We start from the raw sequence: 12,155 nt of genomic DNA on the forward strand, positions 1-12,155 counted from the left end.
CATGGAACGAATCGGCCTGATAGGCGGAGTAAGCTGGGTATCGACGATGGAATACTATCGTCGGCTGAACATGCGGGCACAGCGAGCAGGGGGCGCGCATGTTTCCGCTGATCTCGTCATGGTAAGCCTGAATTTCGAAGAGATCCTCGCGCGGCAGCAGGCTAACGATGCCGACGGCGAGTACGCCATTCTCGCCCGCGCGGCAGACATCATTCAGCATGCAGGGGTACGAAAGCTGATGATTTGCTCGAACACGACGAGCAATACCTGCGACCGGCTTCAAAACAGTTTCGATCTGGACATCGTCAATATCATCGACGCAACCCGATCGCACGTTCTGGATCGCGGCTACAGGCGCGTCGGGTTGTTGGGAACCCGGTACGTGATGGAGCGTGAGTTCTATCGCGAGCGACTCGAATTATCCGGGGTCGAAGTGGTGATACCTGAAACAAGCGATCGCGCCGTGATCCACAACATCATTTACCAAGAGCTGTGCCACGGAATCTTTTCCCAGGTATCGCGCGATATCTTCATGGGCGTCGTTAAACAATTTGCGCTTTCCGGTGTCGAGGCGGTCATTCTGGGATGCACGGAGATTCCGCTCATCCTCCCTGACTTCAGCTTCCATGGTGGAATCGCCGTCATCGATTCCATCGACGTACATCTCGATTCGGCACTTGGCGTATCGAACAACAGATCCATGATTGAGGGCCACGACCTTGAGCTCGGTGCAGGCAGAATTTTTTCTGGCAATCCTGGTGCTCGTCACCGTACGGACCCTGCTGTTCAGGCGGGTCGCTAACGACATCGATCCGGATGCCACTGCACTTTGCGTAGGCTTGGGCACGGTCGTAAGTTGCGTCACGGTGTGGTCGGCGCTGACAGCAGTCGGCCACGCCCCAGCCAGCCAGCCAGATCTCGTCGGCATAGGTGCCGGTCTGGTCAAGGGCGCATTGCTCGCGGTACTAATGGCCATGCAGCAGCGCCTGATTGGGCGGAGTCTATCGGCAACGACCTATACGTTCCCAATCGCGGTCGGATTCATCGCGGTAGTCGAATGGGGGGCATTCGGAACACGCCTCACGCTGGGTGGTGTCGCCGCCATCGCAATGCTGTTTGCGGCCGGGGTTGGTTTTGCCCTGTTCGGTCATCTCACTTCGATGCAAGCGGCGGACAAACGGCGGTTTGCGTGGATGATTGTAATCATCGTGGGTTTTGCCCTTTGCGACAAGGTTGGCATCCCCCGAACAGGGTGGCTTCCCTATCTCTTCTGGACTGGAATCGGAAATGTCCTGGCCGCGTGGTTAGTTCGCCGCAAGCTGTTCGGCATTCGCGTCCGGCCGCTCCTGTTCGTCGGCGCGATATGGGCACTACCTGAGCTATTCTTCAATTTTTCATTGCAGACGGTCCTACCTGTCGCATTCGGCTACTTGGCGATTTCCCTTCGTGTTCCATTGCTGCTGGGTGTTTCGTCCGTTCTCTTCGGTGAAGGCAAACTCCGCGGGCAACTTGCTTTCGGTGTAGTGGCCGCAGTAGGTGTTGCACTTCTGCTTATGGGATAACACATGATCGACGTACCGTATTTTTCTCAATGGGAATCCAGGACTCTGATCTCCCGCTTTCTGTCACGCGAGCTGCGCGCCGAGGACGATCCGCTCTGGCGCAACTCTGGCGCCAGCAGCCCGAGCGAATATGCACAATGGTGCCCGCACATTTGCGGCATCGCATGCTTGAAGATGTTGCTGGCACATCGCACCCACCGAGTGATCCCGCTGTTGGAACTCGTGCATGAGGCCATAACCTTCGGCGTCTATCAACCCGAGCTGGGCGACAAAGGTAAGCGCCTGATCTACCGGCCATTCGTAAGCTGGATCGGTGATCGCTTTCAAATTCAAAGCCGTGTCGTCGAACAGATGGACTCGACCGCGCTCGAGCCCAGTTTGCGTGAAGGACATATGCTCATGGCGTCGGTTCATCCAGGCATCCGGGAGGCAGGATTTGAGCCGCCCAGCCGCGGTGGACATCTCGTCCTTGTGCTTGGCATCGATCCGGGGACCGACGATTGGGTATTTCATAATCCGTCGGGTTTTGCACGGGATACGCAAGAGTATGTATCGATGAGGCGCAGTACGTTCGATCGCTATTTCGCGAATAGGGGAATCTTGATTGCGCCGTAAATGCCCAATGCGGCTTCCTGCAGATATCCACGCGAAAAGAACGACGATCCTGGCCTTCGAGGCGACCGATGCCGTGCAGGTCGACTTCGGCGCCGGGCCGACGTTGGATCTTTGTGATGACGCTTTGCTGGTCGCGCCATCAGAACGCCGAGATTGTTCCGGGCCAGACCGTCGAGACGTGGCTGGGCTGTCGCCAACGCGCCTTCGAATGGTTTGGCGGTGTGCCCCCGCCCGGGTCGTCTTCGACAACGCGAAGTGCGTGATCATCCGAGCCAGCCACTACGACTCCGCCGCCCTGCGCCCCTACGCCTCGTTGTGGCGGGCGCCGAATACATCAAGAAATCGTTCGTGCCGCTGCGCGAGTGGATCATACAGCAGGCCGGCACGCGCCCCCGGCGTCACGCTCGCTGCTCGGCACCGTACGCGCTGGTCCACAAAGAGCTGTGGCTGCAGGCGACCGACACCGTCATCCAGCTGCTCCATCGGCATGCACTCGTCGTCACGCATCCGCCGGCAGTGCGCCGGCGGCCGCCATACCGTGCCGGCTCACCGGCCGCCCAAAGCGCACCTGGCTCGAGCACGATCCGTAGTGGCGCCTGGCACGTGTCAAGGAAATCAGCATCAACGCCGTATTTCCGAATATGATTGATGCTCTCCTGCATTCGCGTGACATACACGTATCCGGAGCCATGCGACCATGCCCTCCATCACGCCCACGGGCATTTCGTCAATCGCATGGTGGTGGACGCTATTGGAATAACATCACCAGTGTTTCCCTCAACACAAGCTGCGCCATTGTCGCAAACGCGCCATTAAAATATGACGTTCGTGACAAAGAATTTAATGAGTGAGACTAAGTATCTCACCTTCCGACAGTCCGGTAACACGCATGACCGCCGCTCGATCCAGCCCAGTGGCCAACATCGCCCTCGCGATCTCAACCGTCGCCTCCTGACGTCCTTCCTGACGTCCCTTCTGCTCCAGCTTCTGCGCTATCGTCATCAATATCCCCTCATGTTGCGGCACTCGTTGCGCAAGCTCCCGCATAAAGCCCTCTGGATCTAACGTATCACCTGCTTGCATCATGTAGTTCAGCAGGGACGACAACTGCTCCCCACCAGTATATCCAGCCGCCAGCAATATCGCCAACTGCTCCACTAGTTCCGCCAAATCCCGCCGACGGATATGCTTTTGCAGCAGCTCCAGCATTGCCATTCGACGATGCGTCATGATCTCGTCATCGGCCATTGCCGTCACATCCACCAACGGAAACGCCCCGCCGTACAGTTCTCGGGCGACCTCCGGCTCACTGAATTCGTCCACCCAGCACATTGAATAAGGGTACGGACTTATTTGCCCGTGATAGAACAACATCGGGATCACCAGCGGCTGTCGATCATGTCCAACGTCCAAATGCCGTTGCATCGCCGCCACCGCGTATCGCATCAACCGAAATGCCATATGCCGGTCCGGACTGCTCTGATGCTCGATCAAGGCGTACACATAGCCATCGCCTCGCGATGTCTTTAACGACCAAAGGACATCCGAGTAATAAGCACGCAAATCCTCTTCCACGAAACTACCCGACTCCAGCCGGATGCTCGCCAGGTCACAACAGGCAAGCAACGGCGCCGGCAAATGGAGTTCCAGAAAATCCCGCGCGGTGTCTGGCTGCGTGAGCAGCTGTTTGAAGACCGCATCGTGTGGCGCCTGTGTCGATTTGCCCTTCTTCATGCTGATTCCGATCAGTATCTCGGCCAATACTCTAGCATGAGGCCCGAAATTGTGCGACGCAGCATTTCGCATGCTCATCACATCTGTTGGGTCCCGTCGGGCCCGGCCAATCGCCTATGTTCGATCCCTTTTTTGCCCTCGCTTTAGCGCTATCTTAGTGCTAGCTCCACGGCTTCAGATAGTATGGCTCGAGGGTCGGGGGATCTCCTGCAGCCTAGCGTTGTTCGCGCCCGGGAATCAGCAATGGTTCGAAACTGCGTCGTGGTTGCGAGGTACCTCGAAACGGATCGGGCCGTCGTCGGAACGGTCTTGGCTCCCGTGCCATTGCGCTGGTTGGTCATGGCGATTGGTTTGTCCGCACCGAGCGGGTAGCCCAGACAATCGCTCATCTCGACGACGCCCAGCGCCTGCTCGATCAGCGCGTTCTCGAAGGCCAGCGTTGCGGTATAGATCGCGTCAGCCGCCATCGGGCCGCTGCCGAATTGCTCAAGCAACTCGACAGGAATGGCCGGCAGGTCTATCGGTTTGACTTTCGGTTAGCGAGGCATACATCCTCCTTCGGAGCATGATATGCCTTGAACACAAAATGACTGACAGGCCCAGTCGACGTTCAACTTCAACCCGAATACATGTTCCGCCGCTCTGCCGGCAGGCAGTGACCTCAGCGCAGCCGCATTCATTTAGATTTAGAACCTGCGGGAAGCGCTCCAGAAGCGCACCACCGCGCTATTCTCGGAACTCTTGCTATCGCCGTAGGGAACAAGTAAGTTGCCAACATGATGTTACTCCGGTAGCGACGATCTGATATGGCCGCCTACCCTATTCGCTGGAAATGCGTCAGGCTCGAACTCAATTGAATACCCGCCTCACTCCTACCGCGATCAATATCAGACTGGCTAGTGCGATAGATCCACTATAGAACAACAGCGCGACGACATCCGTTGTCAACCGAGAGAATGCGAACCCGACTAACAACATACCCAATCCTAACGCGGTGCGCTCCGCAGCATAAGATATTCCGATCACATGATCACGCATCGTCGCCGGAGTCAATTGCAAGAATGAATAGTAGATCGTCTCTGTTGCGGCATCGAAAGCGCCCGCCCAAAAGGCGAAGGCCAACATACCGGGCACAGTGCGTACCACGAAGACGCAGAGAAAACAGACAAATGTCAGAATCAGTGCCCCAATAAAGTATGGTTCAAGCGGCTGACGGCGCCATTCGAGCCGCTTGAGCAAACGCGGCGTCACCGGTGTGGAGACAAGGCGTCCGGCGCCCCATACGGCCATCAACCAACCGTAGAGAATTACGGGATGGTAAGCGTCGAACAACTGCGACCTGATCGGGAAACCGACGTTGTGCACACTGGAGCCAAACGCCTCGACGAAGCGCGCGCCGATCACGAGTAACACTGTAGCCGGTAGATAAGGCCCTACGCCCGACGGAACGTTAGTGGTGGAAGTCAGCGTTACCCCAGACGTACATTGCTGGTTTGGCATTCCACCCACTATAACCAGAAACGAAACCGCGGAGATCGCGAACGTGACTGAATCAATCAGGAACACGTCCTTATAGACTAGATAGTGCGTGACGACCGATGCCATCAGACTACCGCCTACCACCGATACACCATCCGTTGCACATAGGATCGCGTTGAAACGATGCCGCCCCTCCCGCCCGACCATTTCCGGAACGTCAGACATGATGGAAACTCGGTATATGCCCTGAAATACACCAATCAAGAACGGCACGACATATACGAGTACCGTATCGGCCGCACGCGATGAAAAGACCAACATGCCAATCGCAAGCGCACTACCAACCTCCGCCGAAAAGATGAGGGTACGGCGCGAAAACCGACTTAGCCGCGGCACTGCGGCTGCACCCGCGACTGAACCTAGCAGTCGCAATGCCATCGCCAATCCGAGCAGCACTGTGCTGCCACTAATATCAAGCGCATACGTCGCCAGCACGATACTAATCATCATCGAACTGGTATCGGAGATGGTCTTGAACGCAAGCCAGACGTACAACGGCGCCAGCGAATATGATGTCCGTTTTTCCAGACGCAACTCGGAATTCATGACGAAGTCAACTCGCTGAAGAAAAGCAAATCAAAAGCATGTCCCGGAACGCGCGTTTTAACGGGTTCACCTGCTGAACAGCATTGGCGCTGTGGTAGAGCAGCGCATCATTCACGATCACAGTGTCAAGGAAGTGCTGCAACGGCTGAGCGTGTAACGGTACTGCGGACTCCTTTGATATGTGGACTTCCGACACCACCGGCTGAATGTTGCAGCTGTCGACGAAATGCATAAACACCCAGTCTCCCCCATCCTGGTGGATCCCTGAAGTCGTCGGACTAACGACGCCATGCTCAGCAATGATCCGGAACAGATGAACCTGGATCCTATACTCATGCTCTGGAACCAACCGCTCACGGAGAATGCTAATGTCCGTCTCCAGAATCTGACGGAAAATCGCGCTGTCGATGAAAGAGTTTTCTGCATAGGTCAATCGATTAATGCCGCGCGTATAATCCACGTCGTATGTGGCCGCGGGCTCGAAATCCGTATTCCGATCGATCTCAAGCGAACGACTCGGCATCAAACGATACTGCAGGAATCGTCGCTCGCGTCGCGTATAGTTCTTATAGTTCTCATCGGCCACCAAACGATCCCAGTGACGCTTGAACAATATTTCCTCATCGACATCGCGTCGGATCATGTCGCGAAAGCACAGTGTATGGCAATAGTTGCGTTGATTCAGATCGTCGATGACGACATCGATGGACATGGGTGCCTCCAAAGGTAAGATCAAGGCGAATTTTCAGGAAACAATTTCCGGTTTCAAATCGCGCACAATCCGCTCGTAAAGACTAATCGCGTGTTCGCGTCCACGCACGGCCGCCCACCCCTTCAGCAAGTAGTTTTCCTCGGTTTCTGCGTGGACATGACTCCCCACTGGACATCCAATCTTGTATTCGATGATCGCAGGGTCAGAAGCGGCGAGATCGAGTCCGTTGATCCCGTTGAATTGCCCACTCCGCTCAGGAAATAAGGCGAACATCGAGTAATGTTGTCGCCCTTGTGCCGCACGCAAGCATCCGTTTCGCAAGCACTCGTGCAAACCGGACGCGCGCGTCTGTATCATCATGTAGAGTTCGTATGGGTCTAGGCCCGCGATGTCCTTGAGTGCCGAATTTACATAGAGTCCACCAAGTCGGGGGTTGATCTCGACGACGATCGGGCCATCATTCGATAAGCGAAACTCAAGATGCACGATCGCATTTCGCAAACCAATCGCTTCGAGGCACTCGATTGCATACTGCTTAATCGCATTACCCTCTCGCGTACCAAACGAAACAGGCGGGGAAATAAGCAGGTTCTCCAGTATCGTGCCGCGCTTCTCGGTCAGGATCAACTTCTCGTTAATCAATACCGGATAAACTTGCTCATCAAGAACAACACACTCGACGCTACCCTCAATTCCTTCGATATATTGCTCAAGGAGAACACTCCTACCCGGCATATACGAAATCGCGCGCCCATTGATGTGAATCTCGCGCGGCATACCGAAATAATCGGAGACAGCAGATTCAGCATACTGTTCGACGAAGAGCTCGTAGTGATCGCGCAATTCACTCCAACTCCGGCATTTTGCAACAAAAGCCGATCCTGCGCCGCAAGGCGGCTTGGCAATCACCGGATAACCAATGGCCTCAGCCGCCGCCCGCAATCTGCCTACAGAATTACATATGTCATATCGGACCGAACGAATCCCGTTCCGCTGCAGTGCTGCTCGCATTAGGAACTTGTTGTTGCACATCTCAATGGCCGCAGTCGTCGAATGGACTCTACCCGTTATCCGACAAACCTCGGCGACTATCGCGCCGATCTCGCCACAAGCGGACGCTTGGCCGGCATGACAAAAGACCGCCATTATGTCGTATTGCGCGTCAAGCCGCTCGAGCAGGCGCAGCAATGACTGAACTGAAAGTGAATCAAGATCCCACACACTGTCGCGCCGTGAACCCCTCTCGTCTACCGCACCGTTTCGACGGACAATCGCGCTCAGACACGCAAGCCCCATCTTCCGGGCCGCCTCAAAGTGAGCATCCTGATAATCGCTCACTGATAGCAGAGCACCCTCGATCTGCACAAATAGAACCGCTTCTTGTCGCACGTATTCACTTGGATGAGACATCATTACGCTCCTCTTCATCGGATCAACCATCGACCCAGTCGCACGTCTCACCCAGCCAGTTGACGAATCGGTAGATATGTTGATCCCCGGATTCAACGAACCGAGGGATATCGTCATCATTTTCGAATAGGGGTACAGTAAATTTTCCTCTCGCATGGGGCAACACGTACTCGGGCAGCGCGATATTGGAAACGCGACGCTTTAATTTCTTCATGATACCAATGGCGTCGCGAATCGATGCCTTATAGACCGATTCGCCGGGAGAGAATGGCATAAAGTGATACAAATAGTACGGCTTGACGCCGCAACGATACAGCTCGATGAAAAGCCGATGCAGCGTTTTCTCATCATCGTTGATGCCACGAAGGAATGGCGTGTTTGCGAAAACAATTGGTACTACTGATTGAATTCGCTTCAATGCCTTCGTGAAAACGTTGCTAAGCTCATTCGGATGGCAGACATGAATTCCAAATGCATGCACCCGATGCCGCTCAAGCATGGAGACAAGCTCATCAGTGACCCGGTAGGGATTGAAGGTAAGTGACCTGGAATGAATCCGGATGAGGAGATCACGCTCGATACTACGCAAGTCGGCGAGATGTTCCTCTAGCCTGGAATCGGACAGCATCAGTGGATCACCACCGCTCAGAATAACTTCTTCGATCGACGGATTCTGCTTGATGTAGGCTAAACTTTCACCGAAAATATCCCGGCTGGCCTTCTTTTTTTCACTGTTGACTTCGAGTGTCCTAAGCGCCTCGAAACAGAACTGACAGTACGAATGGCAGGTGTTGAGCATACGCAGAATAACGCGATTGTCGTACTTGTGTTGACAGATTGGCGTCTTCATTTCATGCGACAGCTCCCAATTCTCCGATTCACCGTCGTACCCCCCTACCGTTTCCCCCTCCCCCCAAAAAGGAACGACCTGTCGCCAAAGCGGATTCATGGTGATTTCACCATCATCAAGTGAATCCAGAATCAAGCGCAAGTAATATGGTGTGATCTGCAGCTTGCGGCCATTCAGATGGGATCGAATGTGCGAGCTCAGTTCATTCGACCAGCCACCGCAAGCCTCGCGCAACGACGCTTCATCGCGGATTGCATTTCGTTGTTGCCATTGCCAATCACTCCATTCCGCACACTCGAAACTGGGATGTTTGGAACTCTCCTGACCGACTGCAATTTCCATATGATTCGTAGCGACCATTCCCAACCTCCATGTTCACCAAGATGCTAACCATACCGATATGCGCATCTTTCGCCTCGAGCAGAGATGCTCGGAAAGGGTAAATCATCCAAACCGCCCTTACACATCGTCACCGGCTGCGATCCGACGCCCCCCATATCCCAAACGTGCTACATAACCCCTCAATTTGCCCTTTACCGCCGTCGACCATCGCACCGCCCGCGCTTTTTTACAAACTCATTCCCGACGCCCATTGATATCGCGGCGATACATGGCACTCAACCATGTTATATCTTTACGTCTCGCCAGTCGGGCAGACACACATTTATGCACTCAACCAATCCACCCGAACTCTCGACATATGCTAACCGTTCCGTGGCATTTAATCAGGCGCGCAAACCGATTAACATCACATACAAATAGATAGGGAAATCCAACTTGTGCGAACCCACCCATTTTCTAACATCAAACGACGGCCGGCCCGCCCAATAACCACCGTATCATCATGTATTTTCACACTTACTTGCAACACCGTCTGGAGATGACGCAGACGCCTCGCGCACCACAAAGAACATAAGGAATACCAGATTGACCGACCATCATAATTACGCCGCATTAGATTGACCCTCACCATTCATATGGCATTAATTTAAATACAAACCCGACCAACCTCACTGATACGGCTAAAAAAAAGGCCGCGTATGCGGCCAAAAGAGCTCCCCAAGTGCCGTCCAGGCACTCCGTGACGACAAGCTTCGGTCACCACGGATCTTCAGTTTGTCGGAATACAGCACACAATTCAACGAGAATTGTCTCGATATATTATTTCGATTCAACTCAAACGTCCCGGCATGGTAATCCATTTACCATCAACGTATCTCGCCATGACGTGACGAGAGCGACCCACACGCCCCCCTCTCCCGGCACCCCCGCGACAAAGCAGCGCGGCGGCGTAATTCCGCGAAGCGTCGAACTACGCCTAGCAAATAGCCATGCCGTTCGGCCGAAGATTGCTTGCCATGATGAAGTCCACGGCTAACACTTGAGATTGTGGACCGCCCGCATGGCTTGAGCCAGCGTTGGGGAAAAGTGAGCAGAGCATCGCGGCCTGTTTACGAAACTGATACCCCAACACGCCCCGCAGTCGCGAACGCGTCCATAACGCACCTCAGGGAAACGGCTATGAGACATCCTAGAGTTGCGGCACAGCAACCTTGACGTAAAAAGACGTGCTATCGATGTTCCGATAAGGACGCACTTACCCGTCAACCTCGATATCGATACGCATTGCATAGATCCCGGTGCTTCAATAGCATTCGACTGTACTCCGAGTCAAACTCCGGTCCGCCGATAACTTGCAGCTTAGTTAACCCCTCCGACGATGGGGCCGACTCTGATTTAGGATCGGCTAGATAATAGGTAAAACGCGGCATGGGTTGATTTTTCTTTGGCACTGCCTTCAAATAGCCGTTGGCAACAAGGTTAGAAATAACCGCCTCACCACGACCTTTTGTAAACCCAGTCAGATCTATCAAGTCTTTCATTCCATAAGGCTTACCGCGGACCATTGCCGCCAGCATAGATGGTGCACATGCTGTCACACGTAGATCCAAAGGGCGAATTCGTTCAGCACGCGCATAATAGCGTGTACGAATCCGCCCTGATGCATCCGCCTGTCGATGGCGCTTGTCGACACGCCCTTGCATTACGAGCGTGGCCAACCACTCGTTTGCCTGAACCGTGGAAATTCCCAGCATCGCTGCAAGTCGAAAAGCCTCTGATCCAGGCTTATCATTCAGTGCATCCATGATAGTTTGTGCGGTGACCACTCGCGGTCGGGTTTGCTTCGACATGGTTAGCCTCCAGCAAGATTTGATAAAGGCGAGAAATCAAACTGATCAATGCTGCAACGAACCTGGATATTCCGATGACGTCGCCCCTCTACTGACATGCGCTATCCTGCACCAGTTGTGACTTGAGGTCTTCACAAAGCAGATCGACCCACATTCGAATAGTGGGATCTCGCAAGCTGATCGGCGCCAGGTGCACTTCGACAATCCACGAAGGCATGGCATATTCCGGCATAAGTCGAACGAGACTCCCAGTCCGACAATCCTGACTGACACAATACAATGGCACGATACCGATACCCATTTGCGCCCGAACGCCATCCGCCACCGCGTCTTCATCGTTAATGTGCATATGTCCGCGGATACGCTCCGCGTCATCTCCCTCCTCACATCTGGCATTCGTAACCTCCGGCAGCGACAACCCCAGACACCGATGGCGTTCAAGCTCGGAGATGCGCGTTGGTATTCCGTGTTGTGCAAGATAATCGGGCGCTGCACACATCACAAGCGGTATTTCACCAATCAACCTTGTCTCCCACTCAGTACCGATCGCTAATGACAGCCTCCGTGTCGACGGGCGAACGGTAATTAACATGTCAAGCGGAAAGTCACCTTCGACGGACATCTCCGTCTGAAAGGGGTGCATACTCAATTCGATAACGGTGGGCGACCAATTTCGGATGCGGGCAACAGCTGGCATAAGAAGATGTCGCCCGAACCCCACCGGACACCCCACTCGCAAATCTGGATTGCCGCGGCGCACCTCCGCCTCAGCATTCCGGATCGCCGTGAGGATTTGCTGACAACGCCGCAGATAGCGCTCACCGGCTGGCGTCAGTTGCACGCGACGTGTTGAGCGTATCGCGAGCCGAACATTCAGGCATGCCTCAAGCTGCGAAATAGCACGCGAAACTCGAGTCGGCGACATTCCGAGAATGCGGCCGGCTTCTCGGAAACTGGCCATCTCCGCTACGTGCGCAAAAACACGCATATGATAA

The 12,155-nt window shown here is 54.5% G+C and carries 11 protein-coding genes and 1 pseudogene; 3 read left to right on the plus strand and 9 right to left on the minus strand.

Translation table 11 applies throughout. The annotated features are described in order from the left end of the window. The first annotated feature begins 1 nt into the window (after position 1). Genes FPJ27_RS14095 through FPJ27_RS14105 form a run of 3 tightly spaced genes read left to right on the plus strand, consistent with a single transcriptional unit; the run spans position 2 to position 2,177 of the window. Positions 2–802: an amino acid racemase gene (locus FPJ27_RS14095; RefSeq protein WP_204421515.1), complete on the plus strand. Its 801-nt coding sequence runs from the start codon at positions 2–4 to the stop codon at positions 800–802. Further along, positions 720–1,562 (plus strand): hypothetical protein, encoded by an 843-nt coding sequence (locus FPJ27_RS14100; protein ID WP_204421516.1) that lies wholly within the window; start codon positions 720–722, stop codon positions 1,560–1,562. The genes FPJ27_RS14095 and FPJ27_RS14100 overlap by 83 nt, the downstream gene beginning before the upstream one ends. Before the next feature lie 3 nt (positions 1,563–1,565). Further along, entirely contained in the window at positions 1,566–2,177 is a 612-nt protein-coding gene (locus FPJ27_RS14105; protein WP_204421517.1) for a C39 family peptidase, read from the plus strand. A gap of 303 nt (positions 2,178–2,480) precedes the next feature. Here the strand turns inward: FPJ27_RS14105 and FPJ27_RS14110 are convergent, their stop codons facing one another. The 9 genes and pseudogenes from FPJ27_RS14110 to FPJ27_RS14145 form a co-directional block, all read right to left on the minus strand. Then, complete coding sequence (locus tag FPJ27_RS14110) at positions 2,481–2,660, minus strand: hypothetical protein (protein WP_204421518.1); 180 nt, start codon at positions 2,658–2,660, stop codon at positions 2,481–2,483. A 357-nt stretch (positions 2,661–3,017) separates the two neighbouring features. Then, positions 3,018–3,911 carry an Rpn family recombination-promoting nuclease/putative transposase gene (locus tag FPJ27_RS14115; protein WP_204421519.1) on the minus strand — a complete coding sequence of 298 codons (894 nt, stop codon included), beginning with the start codon at positions 3,909–3,911 and terminating at the stop codon, positions 3,018–3,020. Between the two features lie 217 nt (positions 3,912–4,128). Next, a pseudogene (locus FPJ27_RS36450) lies at positions 4,129–4,432 on the minus strand (IS256 family transposase); the annotation flags it as partial. 328 nt (positions 4,433–4,760) lie between these two features. Beyond that, positions 4,761–5,996 carry an MFS transporter gene (locus FPJ27_RS14120; protein ID WP_204421520.1) on the minus strand — a complete coding sequence of 412 codons (1,236 nt, stop codon included), beginning with the start codon at positions 5,994–5,996 and terminating at the stop codon, positions 4,761–4,763. A gap of 7 nt (positions 5,997–6,003) precedes the next feature. Next, the gene (locus FPJ27_RS14125; protein ID WP_204421521.1) at positions 6,004–6,708 is read right to left on the minus strand and encodes a 2OG-Fe dioxygenase family protein; all 705 of its coding nucleotides are present in this window, start codon (positions 6,706–6,708) and stop codon (positions 6,004–6,006) included. A 33-nt stretch (positions 6,709–6,741) separates the two neighbouring features. After that, positions 6,742–8,121: an ATP-grasp domain-containing protein gene (locus FPJ27_RS14130; RefSeq protein WP_239483185.1), complete on the minus strand. Its 1,380-nt coding sequence runs from the start codon at positions 8,119–8,121 to the stop codon at positions 6,742–6,744. 19 nt (positions 8,122–8,140) lie between these two features. Further along, positions 8,141–9,328: a radical SAM protein gene (locus tag FPJ27_RS14135; RefSeq protein WP_239483186.1), complete on the minus strand. Its 1,188-nt coding sequence runs from the start codon at positions 9,326–9,328 to the stop codon at positions 8,141–8,143. Between the two features lie 1,244 nt (positions 9,329–10,572). After that, a complete protein-coding gene (locus FPJ27_RS14140) occupies positions 10,573–11,160 on the minus strand; it encodes a hypothetical protein (protein ID WP_204421522.1) in 588 nt (195 codons plus the stop codon). A gap of 88 nt (positions 11,161–11,248) precedes the next feature. Then, entirely contained in the window at positions 11,249–12,148 is a 900-nt protein-coding gene (locus FPJ27_RS14145; protein WP_204421523.1) for a LysR family transcriptional regulator, read from the minus strand. Positions 12,149–12,155 lie beyond the last annotated feature (7 nt).

Origin of the sequence: Burkholderia sp. MS455 (genome assembly GCF_016899445.1) — a bacterium.
GTDB lineage: Bacteria > Pseudomonadota > Gammaproteobacteria > Burkholderiales > Burkholderiaceae > Burkholderia > Burkholderia pyrrocinia_C.